Genomic DNA, 17,363 nt, shown 5'->3' with positions numbered 1-17,363 from the left:
CCGCGTGGGCACTGAGATAGCACCCCGGGCGCTGGGGCCTCAAGCGCGGTGACGAAGTCTCGCCACGAGTCGGAAGCGCAGGGCTGCGTGATGCCGGACCGTCACCTGCGCGGGACGCGGCGTTGCCGTCAGCGCTCGACGGTGATGAGGGGGCTGTAGAGCGCCATCACGTCGAGGGCCTTGGTGTGGTTGTCGGGCGTCGAGCCGGCGCATGCCTCGGCCCGGACCGTGAGCGCGTAGCCCACGTCCGACATCGCGAGGGCGGTCGAGATGACGCAGCAGTCGGTCGCGACGCCGACGAGCTCGACCGACCGCGCGTCACCGAGCGCCCGCTCCAGCTGCGGCCCCCACTTGCCGAACGTCGTCTCGTCGACGGTCGGGCGGTCGGCGTACTCGTCGATCATGCGGTACTGCCTCGCGTCGGGGGAGGTGAGCGCGAACGGCCAGTCCTCGTAGTACTTCACCCACGCGCCCTCGGGCGTCTCGGGCGCGATGAACCGGGTGAACACGACACGGTCGTCGTACGCCGCCACGCGGCTCGCGATCCGCGGTCGCGCATCCGCGAACATCGGTGAGCCCCAGTCGCTCTCGGGGTCGGCGAACACGTTCTGGGCGTCGATGACGAGCAGAACGTCGGAGGCGGCGCTCACGACGCCGCCACCGGCTCGTCGTGCGCCACGTCGTCGAGGGCCTCCTGGCGGGCGACCTCACCGCGGGTCAGCAGCCAGGTGCCGACGAAGCCGATCAGCAGCGACACCAGCACACCGAGGCCGGCGAACGCCCAGGTGCCTTCCTTGCCGCCGAGGTTGAACGCGTCGAGCAGGTAGCCCTGCCACTCCAGCCAGCCGGTGCCGGTGGTGTTGACGACCAGACCCCAGCCGACGGCGGTGCCGAGGGCGAGCAGACCCAGCGCCGACCAGCGCACCGAGCCGTAGCGGCCGCGAGCGTCGTACAGGTCCTCGTCGTGGTAGTCGCGGCGGCGCAGCACCATGTCGGCGAGGAAGATGCCGCACCACGCCGCGAGCGGCACGCCGCCGGTGATGAGGAAGCCCTGAAACGGGCCGATGAAGTCGTCGGCGAAGAACACGACCGCGATCGCGCCGAGCGTCATCACGACACCGTCGATGAGGGCGGCGACGTAGCGCGGCACGCGCAGGCCCATGCTCAGCAACGACAGGCCGGAGGAGTAGATGTCGAGCACGGTGCCGCCGATGAGACCGAGGATCGCGACGAGCGCGAACGGCACCAGGAACCACGTCGGCAGGATCGTCGTGAGCGCGCCGATCGGGTCGGACTGGACCGCCGTCGACATCTTCTCGCTCGACCCGGTGAGCAGGATGCCGAAGAAGATCAGCACGAGCGGGCCCAGCGAGGCGCCGAACGTCGGCCAGAAGACGACACCGCGCGAGGACGCCGACCGGGGCAGGTAGCGGGAGTAGTCGGCGGCGGCGTTGGTCCAGCCGAGGCCGAGCGCGGTGACGAGCATGACGGTGGCGCCGATGACCTCGGGCAGCCCGCCGCTGCTGTGCGCGGTGACCGCGTCCCAGCTGATCTCGTCCCACGACAACGCGATGTAGACGACGGTCAGCACGGCGGTCGCCATCGTGATCCAGGTCTGCACCTTCATGATGATCTGGAAGCCGAAAACGCCTGCCACCACCGTGATTCCGGCGACCAGGATCAACGCGACGACCTTGGTCTCGTTGCCGCCGCCCCAGCCGAGCCGGTCGAACACGGTGGCGCTCGCGAGCGTGGCGAGCACGACGAGCACGGTCTCCCAGCCGACGAGCAGCAGCCACGACAGGAACGCCGGCACGCGGTTGCCGTTGACACCGAACGATGCTCGCGACAGCACCATCGTCGGCGCGGAGCCGCGCTTGCCCGCGAGCGAGACGAACCCGCACAGCAGGAACGACAGCACCGTGCCGAGCACCATCGCGAGCAGCGCCCGCCCGAACGACAGGCCGAAGCCGAGCACGTAGGCGCCGTAGGGGATTGCGAGCACCGAGATGTTGGCCGCGAACCACGGCCAGAACAACGAGCGCGGCGTGCCGTGCCGCTCCGACTCGTGGATGACGTTGAGGCCGTTGGCCTCGACCGATGCTGCGGCGCCGGTGGCGGCCGGGGGCGCAGGCTCAGCTGACAGAGGGGTCGCCATGGACCACAACGTAGCGCCGAACGCACCGCGGGTCTCGGCACCGGCGTTCGTACGTCGGGTCCGTGACCTCGTACGACGCGACGTCGGCTCGGACCAGCGGCGCTTGTACGTCGGGAGTGCCCTCGCGCGCATGCTCCGCAGCCCGCCGTCGCCGGAGGGCTGAGAGGGCAGGGTCGTCATGCGAGCCCGGTGTGCCAGACGACACCGGTGGCGGTCACCGTCGCGGTCAGGTCGCGGCGGTGCACGAGGGTGTGGTGGCGCCCGCACAGCAGTGCTGCGTTGGAGACGTCGGTCGTGCCGCCGCGTGACCACCAGATCACGTGGTGGGCATCGCACCACTGCGGTGGGATCGTGCACCCGGGGTAGGTGCAGCCTCCGTCACGGCGCCACAGCGCACGCCGTTGGCCGAGCGTGAACAGCCGCTGCTCGCGGCCGACGTCGAGCACCTCGCCTCTGCTGCCCAGGACCATCGGCACGATGCCGGCGTCGCAGGCCATCCGGCGTACCTCGCCGCCCGAGAGCACCTGGCCGGTGGCGGTGACACCTGCGCCGGCCCCGAGCGCAGCGCCCACCCCCGCGCCGAACGCAGAGCCGAAGGTAGTGGGAGCCCCCGCGCCGAACGACGTCCCGAACGCAGCGTCGAATGCAACTTCAACCCCAGCGCCGAATGCAGGACCGGACTCCGCTGCAGCACCGGGTGCAGGCGTGTCGGTGCGAGCCCGGGCTCCGTGATGGGTGGCCAGGTCGGCGAGCAGCTGGTCGAGCGTCATGGTGACGATCACCTGGGCCTTGGCGGTGGTCGGCTGCTCACCCGGGGAGGACACACCGCGTCGCACGATCTCGACCAACGCGTCAGCGCGGCGCTGAGCTGCCGGCCGCAGGTCGGGCTCACGGTCCGGGCCCGTCACCGGCGCAGAAAGTCCGGCGACGGCAGCGTCGACGACGGCGGCACCCGCAGGGTCGAGGAGCAGGCGATAGGCGCACAGCCCGCCCGGCCCGGGCCCCGACGTCAACGACCGGCCACGCGCCAGGGCCTCGTGCTCGCGGTCGAGGTCGCGCTCGGGCTTCATCAGCTCGCCGGCGTAGCGGATCGCCGTGCGCAGCTCGCGCTCGGTGAGGCCGGTGGTGTCTGCGGTGTCGGAGGCGGCGTCGACGAGATGGTCGACCGTCTCGAGGACCGTGTCGGCAGCCACCACCGGCGTGACCTCGCGCTCGAACCGGCCGATCTGGTCGGCCTTGCCGAGTGGCAACGTGCCGAGCCGGAACGCCGACCACACGGCCCGACCGCCGACCCGGGAAGCGCACTGCACCACGCGCACCACACGGGCAGCGTGCGCGACATCGCCCACGGGTGCGCCGGTCCGACGCTGACACGAGCGCACCCAGTCGACGGCGCCGAAGCCCTGCTCGCGGTGCAGGCCGCGCTCCAGACCCTCACGCACCGCAACGGCGTCGAGCCGGTCGAGCGCGCTGCGCGTCGCGGCCGCCAGACCGATCAGCTCCTCGACCTCGGCACCCGACAGCCGCCACAGCTCGGCATCCACCGCGTCGGCGACCACGGCGGCGGCAGCGCGCAGCCCGGCGACGGTCGAGAGCTCCTCGACCTGTGGAACGAGCGGCTGCATGGCCATGAGTCGAACATACATTCGAACACCGACAGCCCGTCTCGATCATCCACAGGGCCGACGTCACCAGGGCTCAGTCGCGGGGAAAGGGGGCGCGCGGGACTGCTCGAACCCACGCTTGACCTCAACCTTTGTTCAACTTCTAGCGTCCCCGTCATGGACACCTCGAAGATGCGCATCGTGCTGCTGGTCGGCAGTGTTCGGACCTCGCGGATGGCCGACCCGATCGTCGCCTGGCTGCGCGCACAGCTCGCTCAGCACACCTGGATCGACCTCGACGTGATCGATCTGGCGACCGTGCGACTGCCTGAGGCCGAGCTCCGTCCGGGCTCCGGCGACAGTCCGATCGCCGACCGGATGAACGCCGCCGACGGGTTCGTCGTCCTCACGCCCGAGTACAACCACAGCTTCCCGGCCGCTCTGAAGAACGCGATCGACTGGCACTACACGGAGTGGACTCGCAAGCCGGTGACGTTCGTGGCGTACGGCGCCGGGTCGGGCGGGATCCGCGCGATCGAGCAGCTGCGGCTGATCTTCCCCGAGCTGTCGGCCGTGACGACCCGCAACGTCGTCACGCTCAGCGCACCGTGGAATCACCTGGGGGACAACGGTTTCGAGCCTCCTGAGCAGGTCGTCGGTGCCCTTGAGGCAACGGTCGCCGAGCTGCACTGGTGGGCCACGGCCCTGCGGGTGGCCCGCGGGCGCGACGCTGCGGACCTGGTGCCGGCATGACCATCGACGCACGAGCCTCCGCGCGCCCGCCCACGCAACCGACGGCGTACGACGACGCCGCCACCGGCCGAACCCGGCGCGGTCTCGCCCTCGCCGTCGGCGGTTTGTGCATCGTCCTCGACACGACGATCACGGTCGTCGCGGTGCCGGTGCTGATGCGCGAGCTCGACGCGTCGCTCGCGACGATGCAGTGGACGACGACGGCGTACATCCTGGCGCTCGTCACGACGCTCCCGCTGGCGGCACGGCTGAGCACGCGCTACGGCCCGCGCCGGACGTATGTCGCGGCGATGCTCGTCTTCGCGCTCGGCTCGGTGCTCGCCGGACTGGCCTCCGGGCCCGTCACCCTGATCGCCGCGCGCGTCGTCCAGGGCCTCGGCGGCGGCCTGGTCAACCCGGTCGCGATGATGCTGCTGATGCGCGGCGTGCCGGCCGCGCAGCGGGGCAAGGTCGCGAGCCTCCTTGGGCTACCCGTGCTCCTCGGACCGCTGACCGGCCCCGTGCTGTCCGGCTGGCTCATCGACACCTGGTCGTGGCGCGCGATCTTCTTCATCACCGTGCCGCCCGCCCTGCTGGCCGCCGTGCTCGTACGCCGGCTCGCGCCTCCCGACGGAGCCGGCACCCGCGAGCCGGTCGACGTCCGTGGTCTCGCGCTGCTCCTGCCCGCGTCGGTCATCACGGTGCTCGGCCTGGGCGAGGCCGCGTTGCCGGCAGCGCTCCGACTCGCGCTGATCGCCGCGGGGCTCGGGCTGATGCTCGGGTTCGTCCGCCACGCGCGCACGACGTCCGCACCGCTGCTGCGCGTCGCCCTGCTGTGGCGGCGCAGCATGGCCAGCAGCGTGGTCGTGCTCGTGCTCTTCGGGGCGGCGTACTTCGGGTCGATGCTGCTGCTGCCGACCTACGTCCAGGTGATGCGCGGCGACTCCGCGCTCACCGCGGGAAGCATGAGCATCCCGGTCGCGCTGGCGACCGGGCTGATGATGCAGGTGGCGACCAGACTGGTCGACCGGGTCGAGCCCTGGCGGATCGTCGCCGCCGGGCTCACCGTCTCGCTGGCCGGAGCCGTGACGCTCGCCGTCGTGCTGCGGCCCGACACGTCGTACGTCGTGCTGATGGCCGCCTCCGCCGTGATCGGGCTCGGCGCCGGTGCGGTCATCCTGCCCGCGATGACGGCCGCCACACGCGACCTCGACGGTGCCGACCTGGCGTCGGGCTCGTCGGTGATGGGCCTGGCCCAACAGCTGGCGTCGGCGTTCGGGACGGCGGCGGTCACCGCCCTGCTGGCCGCCGCTGTCGCCTGGCGGGCACCCCTGCTCGACGACGGACTCGAAGGCGCGGCGCGCCTGTCCGGACCGGCGCGTGCCGACGTCGCCCCTGACCTCGTCGACGCACAACGCCTCACCCAGCTCGCGGTCGTCCTGCTGATCGGCACCGCACTCGTCCTGGCGCTCACGCTCATGCCTCGGGCGTCCCGACCGCCGAAGTCCCAGCCGCAGGAGGACCGATGACCACCCAGATGCTCGAGCGCACCCTCACGGTCAGCGACGTCGCACGCCAGGCCGGCGTCGCGGTCTCGGCCGTGCGGTTCTACGAGAAGCACGGTCTGCTGGTGAGCGAACGGACGAGCGGCAACCAGCGCCGCTTCGACCGCACCGCACCCTGCCGCATTCGTGTCGCACGCGTCGCGCAGCGAGTAGGCATGACTGTCAACGACATTCGCGATCTGCTGACGGTGCTGCCCGAGGACGGGAGCGCGACGGACGAGCACTGGCGGGCGATGTACGACGCGATCCTGGCCGAGGGTGAGCGTCGGGTGCGCGTGCTGCGCCGGGCGATGGCCGACATCGTCACCCAGGACCGGCTGTGCGAGGTGCCGGTCGACGACCAGGTCGAGCCGACCCCGTACCGGATGGGCCCGGCGCGCACGACCTGATCGACCAGAGCGCTACGCCGCGTCCAGCTTCTTGCGCGGTCGACCGCGGGCGCGCTTCTTGACGAGGATCTCCCCGTCGACGAGGAACTCGCCTCCCCAGACGCCCCAGGGCTCCTGACGTTCCTGCGCGTCCGCGAGGCACTGGGCCTGGAACGGGCAGACGCGGCACAGTGTCTTGGCGCGCTCGACCTGGACCGGGCTCTCCGCGAACCAGATCGCCGGGTCGTGCGTCCGGCACGGCAGCGTGTCGCCGTCGTCGTGGGCCAGCAACGTCTCGTTGATCAGGTGTACGAGGCGTGTGGCCCGTCTCGTGGTGGTGCAGCGGTTGTCGTTCCGCATCTCCTGCTTCCCCCGTAGCTGTTCGTCGTTCGGCGACGCTAATGACCCGCCCTACATGTGGCCTACATCCGCCCTACATCGGTCACGAGGCGCGGGGCGCCGTCGACGATGCAGCTCGCCGGAACTCCTCTGCCGGCCGCTGGAGGCTGCCCAGCGACGAGACCTCGCGGCGGAAGAACATCGCCATGGTCCAGTCGAGGACCACGCGCAGCTTGCGGTTGAACGTCGGGATCCGCGACATGTGATAGCTCCGGTGCAGCAGCCACGCCGGCCATCCCTTGACGCGGACGCCGTACAGCTCGGCGACCCCGCGGTGCAGGCCCAGGCTCGCGACGGAGCCGACGTGCCGGTGCCGGTACGACTGCAGCGGCTCGGCGTCGATCGCGCGCAGGATGTTGCGCGCGAGGACCTTCGCCTGCCGCACGGCGTGCTGGGCGCTCGGGCTGCACAGCGCGCCGTCCTCGCCGGTCAGGTCGGGTACGGCGGCGTTGTCGCCGGCAGCCCAGGCGTGCCGGCACCCGGCGACCGCGAGGGTCGGCTCGCACACGACGCGGCCCAGCGTGTCCAGCTGCAGGCCGGTGCCGACGAGGTCGGGGTGAGCCCGTACGCCGGCCGTCCAGACGATCGTGTCGGCGTCCAGCTCGGTGCCGTCGGTCAGCACGACGTGGCCGTCGACGCACGACACGAGGCGGGTGTCGAGCCGCACCTCGAGGGCGCGCCGCTCCAGCTGGGCGAGCGCGTACCGGCCGAGGCTGTCGCTGACCTCGGGCAGGATGCGGTCGGACGCCTCGACGAGGACCCAGCGCAGATCGCTCGGCTCGATCGTGGGGTAGTGGCGGGTCGCGTCGCGGGCCATGTCCTCCAGCTCGGCGAACGCCTCGACGCCCGCATACCCGGCGCCCACGACCACGAACGTCAGTGCGGCCGTCCGCAGGGTTGAATCTCGTTGCGACGCAGCGACATCCAGCCGGTCGATCACCTGGTTGCCCAGCGCGATCGCCTCCTCGACCTGGTGGAACCCGATGGCGTTCTCGGCGAGCCCCGGGATCGGGAGCGTGCGTGAAACCGACCCGAGCGCGAGGACGACGTGGTCGTACCCGACGTCGTACGCCGCACCCTCGGTGGGCGTGATCGTCGCGGTCCGTCGGCCGTGGTCCAGCCCGGTGACGCGACCGGTGATCACGTCGCAGCCGGACAGGACCGTGCGCAAGGGGACGACGACGTGTCGGGGCTCGATCGAGCCGGCCGCCGCTTCGGACAGGAACGGCTGGTAGGTCATGGCCGACCGGGGGTCGACCACGGTCACGCGGACCCGGCCCTTGCGGGCGGCGCGGCGCAGGCCGTACGCGGTGTACAACCCGACGTAACCGCCTCCGACGACGAGGACGTGCGGAACTCGCTGTGTCATGACTGCTCACTCCTGTGCGGTGGACGTGGTGGGTTCGTGGGTCACGGCGCCCTCGATGCGGCGCAGCCTCGCCTCGACGCGTTCGAGCTGCTCGTCGAGCCGGTCCAGGGCGTCGGCGGGCGCGCGCATCCGGCGTTCGAGGCGTGCCACGTCGGTGGCGGTGGGCAGGTTGAGCGCCCCGAGGACGCCCTCCTGGGCGCGGATGAACCGGTCGCGCCCGGCGGACACCTCGCGCAGCAGGCGTTGTACGACGGGCTCGTCGGCGAGCGGCATGAGCACCGGTTCGAGGACCTCGCGGACGCCGGCGAGCAGCCGGTCAGGATGCCGGAGCAGCATGGCCCGCCTCCATCGCCCAGGCGCGCTCGACCCGGCCGAGCCCAGTGACCGGCGGCTCGTCGTACACCCACTCGCGGGCGACCCGATGCAGGTTGATCGTGGGACGCAATGTGCTGAGGAGCCCAGGGATTTGGCCTTCGGCGCGCGCCCGGAAGGCGTACGTCGACGGCATCGAGAACTGTTGTGCCAGAGCGAGACTCGCGCGCGGAGTCGCCATCTGCGCGGGCAGCTCGTTGACAGCTGCGGACGAGATCTCGACCTCGCGGTCCTCGCAGAACCACCAGCACACCGAGCGCATCATCGACAGCAGGTCGTCGGCGTCGACCGCGCTCGGGTCGGACAGGAAACCGCGTTCGTACGACAGTCGCGCCAGGGCTTCGGCGTCACCCTCGATGACCGCCCGGAGCGTCGCGCGTTCGGCGGCCGAGTCGTGCAGCGACAGCCGACCGAGGAGGCCGAAGTCGAGGAACGCCAGCGTGCCGTCGGCCATGACCAGGCAGTTGCCGGGGTGCGGGTCGGCGTTGTAGATGCCGTTGCGGTGCGGCGTGAGCCCGTAGAACCGGTAGAGGATCTCGGCGGTCCGACGCCGCGTGTCCGGGTCGGCGTCGGCGACGCTGCGCAGCGGGACGCCGTCGAGCCAGGTGGTGGTGAGCACGCGAGTGGTGCTCAGGTCCGACACGACTGCGGGCACCCGGATGAACGGGTGTCCGCGAAACACGCGTGACATCGCCCGCGTGTGGTCGGCCTCCAGCACGTAGTCGAGCTCGTCCACGATGCGCGCCTCGACCTCGGCGGCCAGCGCGGTCGCGTCCAGCGGTGAGCGCATGGTGCGACCGGCGACCTTGAGGAACAGCGCGAGGTTCTTCAGGTCGCCCCGCACTGCGGTGTCGATGCCGGGGTACTGCACCTTGACGGCGACCTCGCGGCCGTCGCGCAGCACCGCCCGGTAGACCTGGCCGATCGACGCCGCGGCGACCGGCGTCTCGTCGAAGTCCTTGTACGCACTCGCCAGCCGCTCCCCGAGCTCGGACTCGATCTGGCGTCGCATCCGGTCCCACGGCACGGTCGGCGCGTTGGCGTGCAGGGCGGCGAGCCGGCTCTGGAACTGCTCGCGGTGGGACTCCGGGACCAGCCCGCCGTCGACCATGGCGAGCATCTGCCCGAACTTGAGCGCCGCTCCCTTCATCGTGCCGAGCACGGTGAGCAGGCGGTCGGCCATCTCGATGCTGCGGGCCTCGAGCGCCGCGGCGGCGGCCTCATCGGAGCGGAACACGTTGGCGGTGCGCGTGCTCAGCTGACGGGTCGCCTGGCCGCCTGCGACTCCGGCGAGCTGGGCGGTGCGTCCGGTGCGGGACCTTCGCGTCCTGGGTGTCGGCATCGTCACTCCTTCGGGGGTGTCGTTGCCGCGACGCTAGGAAGTGCGCGAGCCCTCGCCATCCCTCACAGGAGCGTTCACCGCCCGGAGGGCTCCCTCGGGTGGGTGATCACGGATGCCACGTTCGATGTGAGGAAGCGTGAGCAGGAGCGCTCGGTGTGACGCAGCGTGCGGTGGGTGGTGCTGCGTTCGATGTGAGGAAGCGTGAGCAGCAGCGCTCGGTGTGACGCAGCGTGCGATCAGGGTCGCCGCAGCGTCGAGGCCGCTGCTCGGCGTACGACGTCGGAGATCTCGTCCAGACGGGTCGAACGCAGCCGCCACCGCTGCCAGTACAACGGGACGTCGACGTGGTCACGCGAGCCGAGGCGTACGAGCCGGCCGGTCTCGAAGTCGTCACCGGCCTGCTGCTCGGGCACCGCTCCCCAGCCGAGCCCGGCGTGCACGGCGGCGAGGAACCCTTGCGACGACGGTACGAGGTGGGTGGGCGGGTCGTCGGTGAGGCCGCGGCGTTCGAGCACGCGCCGCTGGAGGTCGTCCTTGGCGTTGAACCGCACCACCGGCATCGTGGTCCAGTCGACCCGACGGCCGCGCCGGTGGCGGGCGAGGAACTCCGGCGCCGCCGCGGGGAGGTAGCGCATCACGCCGAGTGGTTCGATCGAACAGCCTTGCACCGCAACGTGATCCGAGGTCACCGCGCCGAGCACGGCCCCTGATCGGAGCAGCGCCGCCGAGTGGTCCTGGTCCTCGACGTGCAGGCGGAGCGTGACGTCGTCCCAGTCGCCGCAGGTGTCGAGCACGGTGGTGAACCACGTGGCCAGCGAGTCGGCGTTGATCGCGAGCGAGAGCTCCACCCGCCCGGGGTCGTCGGCGTGCAGCTCGCGGCGGACGTCGGCGTCGAGGAGGCGGCGCTGCCGGGCGAGCCGGACGAGCACCTCGCCGGCGTCGGTGGCCTCGCACGGTGTCGTACGTCGCACGACCACTTGCCCGACCTGGGCCTCCAGGGCGCGGATGCGCTGGCTCATCGCAGACGGTGTGATCGACAGGGCACGCGCTCCCGCGTCGAACGTGCCGTGGTCGATCGCCGCGAGCAGGGCGTCGAGATGCTCACCGCGAAAACCGTTGGGGGAGTGCATGACTCAGCGCCCGATGGCCGCGAACGTGGCCTGCGTCACCGAAGCCAGGTCGGCCGGGGCGAGCTCGATGTCCATTCCGCGACGTCCGCCGGAGACGAGCACCGTGGCGTACGCGGTCGCCGACTGGTCGAGGAACGTCGGCAACGACTTGCGCTGGCCGATCGGGCTGATGCCGCCGACGACATATCCGGTCGACCGCTCGGCGTCCTTGGGGTCGGCCATCTCGGCGCGCTTGGCGCCCAGTGCGGCTGCGATCGCCTTGAGGTCGAGCTGCCGGTCGACCGGGACGACACCCACCGCGAGCGTGCCGTCGACCCGCACGAGCAGTGTCTTGAGCACCCGGCCGGGCTCGACGTCGAGTGCCTCGGCCGCCTCCAGGCCGTACGACGCCGCAGCCGGGTCGTGCGCGTAGGTGCGGACGTCGTACGCGATGCCGGCCCGGTCGAGCGCGACCGTTGCGGGGGTGCCGCCCGCTTGCTGCTTCTTGGTGCGCGCCATGGCCGCGACGATAACCGCCGCGGCCACGGCACGCCGTACGAGTGCGCGGCTCAGTGGTCGTGGCCGCCACTGCCGGGGTGCGTGTGGAACTGCGCCACCTCGGGCGGGTGGACGACGAACGGCCGCATCATGCCTTCGTCCTCGTGGTCGAGGATGTGGCAGTGGTACATGAAGTCACCGGTGCCACCGACCATCTGGCCCACGACCGTGGCCCACTCACCAGCCCGCAGCTGGAAGGTGTCCTTCCAGCCGATCTCGTAGTCCTCGATCGCACGACCCGGCCCGGGCGCGGGCAGCGGAGCGGTCGTACCCCCTGCCGCGACGTCGAACCCGACCGCGGCGCCCCCGGGCGCGGTGAGTGCGTACTGCTGCCGGGTGAGCAGCTGGAACTCGGCCAGGTGGATGTGCACGGGGTGCGTGGGTCCGCCCAGGTGCACGAGGTTCCAGATCACCCAGCGTCCGTGGTCGAGGAAGAACGTGGTCGTGTCGTCGAAGACGCGGGCCACCGTGCGGAACGTGCGCACCGCGTCGCTCGACGGGTCGGTGAGCTGCACCCAGCCCTCCGCGGGGAACGACGGTGGCAGCTGGGCCGGGTCCGTCACCTCGGCGAGCTCCCACATCTGCGGGTGCGCCTCGCCGGCGCTGCCGGGCGGCACGAGCCCGACGAACACGTGGTCGTGCTCGGGCAGCGTGGTGCCGTGCTCGAGCCGGAAGTACGACGACGACAGCCGCGACGGCAGCTCGAACCGGTCCTTGACCGGCCGGTCCCCGACCCGGAACTCCATCAGGTCGGGCTCGGTCGGTCCACCGGCAGCGTTGAGGTCGGTGAGGCGCACGTTCCGGCCGCGCAGGGCGCCGAAGTCGATGAGGATGTCGGCCCGCTCGGACGGGTGCAGCGTCAGCCCGTCCTCGGGCATGCGCACCGGCCGGGGCAGCAGACCGCCGTCGGTGCCGATGATCCGTACGGCGTCCTGCTGCGTGATGCCGTCGTCGTCGACCAGGTCGAGCCGGTACGGGCGGGCTCCCGCAGTGTTGAGCACGCGGAAGCGGTACCAGCGCGGCTCGACGTCCAGGTGCGGCCAGATGACGCCGTTGACCAGGTTGAACGGCCCGGTGAACGGGAGGACCGCACCGTTCGGCAGCACCGGCACCTTCCACAGCAGGTCGCCCGTGAGCTCGCCGGTCTGCGGGTCGGTGTCGAGGTTGCAGTCGCGCAGGACGAGCGGGATCTCGTGCTCGCCGTGCGGCAGCCGCAGCCGGTCCTCGTCCTCGTCGCGGATGAGGTACATCCCGGCGAGACCGGCGTGCACGTTGAAGCGGGTGATCGCCATCGCGTGGTCGTGGTACCAGAGCGCCGTCGCCTCCTGGCCGTTCGGGTACTCCGCGAGCTGCGACGCACCGTGCAGGACCGCGTTGTGCGCCCAGCCGTCGTTGCCGCCGCTCGTGCGAGCACCGTGCAGGTGCACGACGTTCCACGCGGGCAGTGCACCGACCTCGTCGAGCACGTCGACGCCGTCCTGCAGCGTGCCGTCCGGGTTGCGGTAGCCGGGTGACGTGGCCGGCAATGCCGCGCTCGGCTGCTGCACCGCGGTGAGCGGGATCCGGCCCTCGGTGCCGTTGCGCCACCGGATCCGGACCGGCTCGTCGCGGCGCACCTCGATGGTCGGGCCGGGCATGCGGCCGTCGTACCCCCAGACCGTCGTCGACGAGAGCTCGGAGTGCAGGCGTACGCGAGTGCGGCGGGTCGTGACGGTCAGCTCACCGTCACGCGGGCGGACCACCGGCGGGATCCGGAGTGGGTCCAGGAACTTCGTCAGGCCGTACGTCGGCGCGTGCGAGGTGCGCTCGACGGCCGGGGTCATCGTGCTCATGTGTGTGTCTCCCTCTCGATGGACGAGCGGGGCAGAGGTCAGCGCCTCCCCAGGCTGCTGCGTGGTCGGTCCACGCCCTCTGCGTCCCCCTGTCGGCCTCGATGGCCGCCGTCCTGTCTAGTCGTCGAGCACGGTGAGTTCAAGGGGGTCGAGCATGTATCAGCAGACGGTGCTCCCGCTCCTGTCCTGCCCGATGGCGTGGTGTCGAAATCGTGATCTGCCAACGCTGTTCGCGACATGCTCGGGAGGTCAGGAGCCCGGTCATGATGAAGTCACACTTCATCATCTGAAGAATTCGTTGCTTTGCTTCAGGGCTGCGGCGTCCTAACGTCGCTGCTCGTGACTGCTCTGCTCCCCGGCCTGCTCACCGGACTCGGCCTCATCATCGCGATCGGCGCCCAGAACGCGTTCGTGCTGCGGCAAGGGCTGCAGCGCCATCACATCGGGCTGGTCGTCGCGATCTGCGCGCTGTCCGACGCCGTGCTGATCACCGCAGGTGTCGCGGGCGTCGGGGCCGTGGTGCGGGAGCACGAGACGGCGTTGACGGCGCTGAAGTGGGTGGGCGCGGCGTACCTCGTGGGCTTCGGCCTGATGTCGCTGTGGCGAGCGCGCACGGCGCAGTCACTCAGGCCCGCCGACCGTGACGGTCGCTCGTGGCGCGTCGTCGCCGCCACCACGCTCGCCCTGACGTGGCTCAACCCGCACGTCTACCTCGACACCGTCCTCATGCTCGGCTCGATCGCCAACCAGCACGGCGACCCGGGCCGCTGGTGGTTCGCGGTCGGTGCGGTGCTCGGCAGCGTGCTGTGGTTCACCGGGCTGGGGTACGGCGCCCGCTCAGTCTCCCACCTCGCCGCGCAGCCCAGCACCTGGCGTGCGCTCGACGTCGTGATCGGTGTCGTGATGATCGCGCTCGCCCTGCGCCTGCTCACGAGCTGAGCCGGTCGACAGCGTCCAGACGGTCGTCACGACCAGTCCGACCAGCAGCAGCCCGACGCCGGCGAGCACGTCGACGACGTAGTGGTTGCCCGTCGCGACGACGTCCACCGCGGTCACTGCCGGGAAGATCCAGGCGAGGTGGGCCAGCCGCCGGTGCGACCGGCGTACGCACCACCAGATCGCCAGCGCGCACCAGGTCGCCCACGCCATGTGCAGGCTCGGCATGGCGGCGTACAGGTTGGCGCCGTTGCCCGAGTCGCGCGAGGTCGCGCCGTTCAGGATGTCGTGGGTGGCGATCACGTCGACGATGCCGTGCATCGCGAAGCGCGGCGGCGCGACGGCGTACAGCGCGAAGACCGGCAGGCTCGCGACGGTCGTCACGACGAGGACGCGGCGCAGCGGCCGGTAGTGCTCGCCGGCCCGCCACCACATCCAGGCCAGCACGAGCGGTGGTACGACCAGGACCGCGCCGTAGAACCACCCGGCCAGATGGGTGAGGAACAGGTGGTCGGCGAGCCACTGGTTGACGCCGACCTCGATGTCCAGGCGGAGGGCGCTCTCGAACCGTTGGAGCGCGTCGGCATGGGTGTACGCCGCGCCCGGCGCCGAGCCGAGCCGCGCCTGGACCAGTGAGAAGGCGGCGTAGCCGAGGGCCAGCAGCACCAGCTCGGGCAGCCAGCCCGGCCGGGCGAAGGTGCGGTGGACGGCGCGCTGCACGAAGCGGCGAGCCTGTGTCGTGTCGTACGTCGGTGGCGACCCCAGCGTCGTCATCTGCATCACCCGTGCTTCCCCGAGACCCCTGTGGCTGATGATTGAACGCTAGGGAGCCGAGAGGCAACGGGCATCCCGACAAGGGATGAGATCCGAGCGGGAGGCCCCTACCGGGGTATGAGTCCCTCAGTAGGGCGTGAGGGACGCACGGCCGCGGAGAGCTGGGGGGCGGGATCCCTCCGCGACCGTGCGCCGTGCGGGCCCGTCGATGATCGACAGGCCCACGGTCGAGTACACCTCATCCGTCAAGCCCCCTCCGCGAGCGACGCGCTGGGGTCATCGATCGGGCCGAAGCGCTGCCGTCGTGGTCGGATCAGTCGTCGATGAGCGCGGCCAGGCCGTCGAGGGTGCGTTCGAGCCCGAACTCCCAGGCCACGTCGGCGTCCCAGGCGCTGCCGTACGCCTCGCCCGACGCGGTGCCGATGCGGACGGCGCGGGGGTAGGCGTCGGGGTCGAGGACGCGGGCGAGGAGCGGTTCGTTGGCGGCCCACCAGTCGGCGTCGGTCAGGCCGCTGTCGGAGATCGAACGGGCGGCGTCGTGGGCCGAACGTGCTTGCGTATGAACGAAACCCAGCAGATAGGTGAGGGCCGCGTGGGTCGTCACGTCGTCGAGGCCGGCGTCGTCCAGCGCAGCCAGCTCGTGCTCGTACTTGGCCATGACGCCCGGACCGAGCGGCGGCCGGCTGAGGGCCGCGACCTCGGTCATCCACGGGTGCTCGGTCAGCAGCGCACGGTTGGCCTCGGCGACGTCGGTGAGGCGGCGGCGCCACGACCTGGTGCGCCACGACGGCCTGGGCATCTGCAGGTAGAGCGCGTCGACCATCAGGTCGAGCAGCTCGGCCTTGCCGGGCACGTAGGTGTAGACCGACATCGCGCTCACGCCCACCCGTTCGGCCACTGCGCGCATCGTGACCGCTGCGAGGCCCTGCTCGTCGGCGAGGGCGAGCGCTGCGTCGACGACCTGCGCGACGGTGGCCGAGCGACCCGGCCCTTTGCGTCGCCGGGTCACGGACTCATCGCCCCACAGCAGGGCCAGGGTGCGGCTCGGCTCGCCCGCTCCGGTGCTCTTGTCGGTCACGGGAATGATTCTGCCAGCCGTACGTTGTACCTCGTACTATGTACAAGGTACGACGTAAGCATCCGACAGGAGCCGCCATGCACATCACCGCCACCGCCATCTCGCTCAACGTCCCCGACGTCGCCGCGTCCGCGGCCTGGGCGAAGGACCACCTCGGGTTCACCGAGGCCATGGCCGCCGACGGGTTCAGCTCGCTCGCTCACCCCGAGGCGCCCGGGTTCAACCTCATCTACCTGCAGACCGGGCTGCCGACGTTCAAGCCGGCGTCCGCAGCCGGGCGCGCTGACGGGCTGCTCGTCGTCTTCACGGTCGACGACATCGACGCCCAGTACGCCCGACTCCAGGACGAAGGCGTCGAGGTCGTCACACCGATCGAGACCGAGCCCTGGGGTGAGCGCTACTTCCAGATGGCCGACCCGAGCGGCGTGATCTTCCAGCTCGTCCAGTGGGTCGAGCCGACCGATCCGCAGTACGCCGGCGTGACCGGTTGATCGCGCCCTCGACATGAGGAAGCGTGAGCTGGTGCTCACGCTTCCTCATGTCGTCCAGCGACCCACCGGCAAAAGGTGGCGAGCAGCACACGCATGGATGTGCACGCCGCCACCTTCTGCCGGTGGGCTCAGCTCCAGGTGAACGTCGGCTCGACCGTCACCGGCGTCGACAGGCTGTTGGCGATGAAGCACTCGCGGTGCGCGACCTCGACCAGGTGCTCCAGCCGCGTGTCAGCCGGCCGCGCCCGCGCGGTGTCGCTGAGCGTGATCACCGGTCGCAGCACGATCTCGTCGAGCCGCATCGGTCGGTGCGCCTCGCTCATCGACGCCGTCGCGTCGTCGACGTAGTCCACGACGTCCAGCCGAGCCCGTGCCGCGACGGCGAGGAAGCTCAGCAGCTGGCACGACGAGGCCGCAGCCACGACGAGCTGCTCGGGGTTGAGCAGGGCCGGGTCGCCCAGGAACGCCGGGTCGGACGCCAGTCGCAGCGTCTGCTCCGCGGGTGCGGCGGTGACGTCGTGGGCCCGCTCGTACGCGTCGTACCCGAGTCCCGTCGAACCTCTCCAGGCCAGCCGGGTCGCGTACGAGTGGTCGGCATCGCTCATGCGCGACAACCTAGGTCACGGCGACCGACGCGGTCGCAGATCCGGCTGTCGGTGTGAGGTCGGTTAAAGTT

Annotated in this window: 19 protein-coding genes; 6 read left to right on the top strand and 13 right to left on the bottom strand. The window is 71.1% G+C overall.

From position 1 onward, the window contains the following. Window positions 1-128 precede the first annotated feature (128 nt). Together VV01_RS17825 and VV01_RS17820 are read right to left on the bottom strand one after the other, a co-directional pair. Window positions 129-650 (bottom strand): cysteine hydrolase family protein, encoded by a 522-nt coding sequence (locus VV01_RS17825; RefSeq protein WP_050671068.1) that lies wholly within the window; start codon window positions 648-650, stop codon window positions 129-131. Next, window positions 647-2,158: a purine-cytosine permease family protein gene (locus VV01_RS17820; RefSeq protein ID WP_050671067.1), complete on the bottom strand. Its 1,512-nt coding sequence runs from the start codon at window positions 2,156-2,158 to the stop codon at window positions 647-649. The genes VV01_RS17825 and VV01_RS17820 overlap by 4 nt, the downstream gene beginning before the upstream one ends. Between VV01_RS17820 and VV01_RS23455 the strand changes: the two genes are divergently transcribed. Further along, a complete protein-coding gene (locus VV01_RS23455; protein WP_157508912.1) occupies window positions 2,157-2,321 on the top strand; it encodes a hypothetical protein in 165 nt (54 codons plus the stop codon). The genes VV01_RS17820 and VV01_RS23455 overlap by 2 nt on opposite strands. A 13-nt stretch (window positions 2,322-2,334) precedes the next feature. On the opposite strand, the gene VV01_RS17815 is transcribed toward VV01_RS23455, so the two are convergent. Further along, window positions 2,335-3,783 carry an HNH endonuclease signature motif containing protein gene (locus tag VV01_RS17815; protein ID WP_197275096.1) on the bottom strand — a complete coding sequence of 483 codons (1,449 nt, stop codon included), beginning with the start codon at window positions 3,781-3,783 and terminating at the stop codon, window positions 2,335-2,337. 156 nt (window positions 3,784-3,939) lie between these two features. Between VV01_RS17815 and VV01_RS17810 the strand changes: the two genes are divergently transcribed. Genes VV01_RS17810 through VV01_RS17800 form a run of 3 tightly spaced genes read left to right on the top strand, consistent with a single transcriptional unit; the run spans window position 3,940 to window position 6,448 of the window. Then, window positions 3,940-4,515 (top strand): NADPH-dependent FMN reductase, encoded by a 576-nt coding sequence (locus tag VV01_RS17810; protein WP_050671065.1) that lies wholly within the window; start codon window positions 3,940-3,942, stop codon window positions 4,513-4,515. After that, window positions 4,512-6,023: a DHA2 family efflux MFS transporter permease subunit gene (locus VV01_RS17805; protein ID WP_050671064.1), complete on the top strand. Its 1,512-nt coding sequence runs from the start codon at window positions 4,512-4,514 to the stop codon at window positions 6,021-6,023. Before VV01_RS17810 ends, VV01_RS17805 begins: the two co-directional genes overlap by 4 nt. Next, window positions 6,020-6,448, top strand: a complete 429-nt coding sequence (locus VV01_RS17800; RefSeq protein WP_050671063.1) for a MerR family transcriptional regulator — start codon at window positions 6,020-6,022, stop codon at window positions 6,446-6,448. The genes VV01_RS17805 and VV01_RS17800 overlap by 4 nt, the downstream gene beginning before the upstream one ends. Before the next feature lie 12 nt (window positions 6,449-6,460). Here VV01_RS17800 and VV01_RS17795 read toward each other — a convergent pair whose 3' ends face one another. The 7 genes from VV01_RS17795 to VV01_RS17765 all read right to left on the bottom strand — a co-directional run bounded on the left by VV01_RS17795 (window position 6,461) and on the right by VV01_RS17765 (window position 13,408). Continuing rightward, the gene (locus VV01_RS17795) at window positions 6,461-6,787 is read right to left on the bottom strand and encodes a WhiB family transcriptional regulator (RefSeq protein ID WP_157508911.1); all 327 of its coding nucleotides are present in this window, start codon (window positions 6,785-6,787) and stop codon (window positions 6,461-6,463) included. An 82-nt stretch (window positions 6,788-6,869) separates the two neighbouring features. Then, a complete protein-coding gene (locus tag VV01_RS17790) occupies window positions 6,870-8,195 on the bottom strand; it encodes an NAD(P)/FAD-dependent oxidoreductase (RefSeq protein WP_050671062.1) in 1,326 nt (441 codons plus the stop codon). Window positions 8,196-8,201: 6 nt separating this feature from the next. Then, window positions 8,202-8,531, bottom strand: a complete 330-nt coding sequence (locus VV01_RS17785) for a hypothetical protein (RefSeq protein ID WP_050671061.1) — start codon at window positions 8,529-8,531, stop codon at window positions 8,202-8,204. Further along, window positions 8,512-9,909 carry an ABC1 kinase family protein gene (locus VV01_RS17780; RefSeq protein ID WP_071606594.1) on the bottom strand — a complete coding sequence of 466 codons (1,398 nt, stop codon included), beginning with the start codon at window positions 9,907-9,909 and terminating at the stop codon, window positions 8,512-8,514. The genes VV01_RS17785 and VV01_RS17780 overlap by 20 nt, the downstream gene beginning before the upstream one ends. A gap of 236 nt (window positions 9,910-10,145) precedes the next feature. After that, the gene (locus VV01_RS17775) at window positions 10,146-11,039 is read right to left on the bottom strand and encodes a LysR family transcriptional regulator ArgP (protein WP_050671059.1); all 894 of its coding nucleotides are present in this window, start codon (window positions 11,037-11,039) and stop codon (window positions 10,146-10,148) included. A gap of 3 nt (window positions 11,040-11,042) precedes the next feature. Next, window positions 11,043-11,537 carry a Cys-tRNA(Pro) deacylase gene (gene ybaK, locus VV01_RS17770; protein ID WP_050671058.1) on the bottom strand — a complete coding sequence of 165 codons (495 nt, stop codon included), beginning with the start codon at window positions 11,535-11,537 and terminating at the stop codon, window positions 11,043-11,045. Window positions 11,538-11,587: 50 nt separating this feature from the next. Next, the gene (locus VV01_RS17765) at window positions 11,588-13,408 is read right to left on the bottom strand and encodes a multicopper oxidase family protein (RefSeq protein WP_082221074.1); all 1,821 of its coding nucleotides are present in this window, start codon (window positions 13,406-13,408) and stop codon (window positions 11,588-11,590) included. A gap of 339 nt (window positions 13,409-13,747) precedes the next feature. On the opposite strand from VV01_RS17765, the gene VV01_RS17760 reads away from it, so the two are divergent. Continuing rightward, entirely contained in the window at window positions 13,748-14,347 is a 600-nt protein-coding gene (locus VV01_RS17760; protein WP_050671057.1) for a LysE/ArgO family amino acid transporter, read from the top strand. On the opposite strand, the gene VV01_RS17755 is transcribed toward VV01_RS17760, so the two are convergent. Further along, window positions 14,246-15,118, bottom strand: a complete 873-nt coding sequence (locus VV01_RS17755; RefSeq protein WP_157508910.1) for a phosphatase PAP2 family protein — start codon at window positions 15,116-15,118, stop codon at window positions 14,246-14,248. The two genes, VV01_RS17760 and VV01_RS17755, sit on opposite strands and share 102 nt — an antisense overlap. A gap of 313 nt (window positions 15,119-15,431) precedes the next feature. Continuing rightward, the gene (locus VV01_RS17750) at window positions 15,432-16,196 is read right to left on the bottom strand and encodes a TetR/AcrR family transcriptional regulator (protein WP_050671055.1); all 765 of its coding nucleotides are present in this window, start codon (window positions 16,194-16,196) and stop codon (window positions 15,432-15,434) included. Window positions 16,197-16,273: 77 nt separating this feature from the next. Here VV01_RS17750 and VV01_RS17745 point away from each other — a divergent pair, with 77 nt between their 5' ends. After that, the gene (locus VV01_RS17745) at window positions 16,274-16,687 is read left to right on the top strand and encodes a VOC family protein (protein WP_050671054.1); all 414 of its coding nucleotides are present in this window, start codon (window positions 16,274-16,276) and stop codon (window positions 16,685-16,687) included. Window positions 16,688-16,815: 128 nt separating this feature from the next. On the opposite strand, the gene VV01_RS17740 is transcribed toward VV01_RS17745, so the two are convergent. Next, entirely contained in the window at window positions 16,816-17,292 is a 477-nt protein-coding gene (locus tag VV01_RS17740; RefSeq protein ID WP_050671053.1) for an OsmC family protein, read from the bottom strand. Between the last annotated feature and the right edge of the window lie 71 nt (window positions 17,293-17,363).

The sequence above is a fragment of the Luteipulveratus halotolerans genome (genome assembly GCF_001247745.1).
Lineage (GTDB): Bacteria > Actinomycetota > Actinomycetes > Actinomycetales > Dermatophilaceae > Luteipulveratus > Luteipulveratus halotolerans.
Note: the sequence above shows the minus strand (reverse complement) of the source record. Positions and strands in the feature narration are given on the sequence as shown.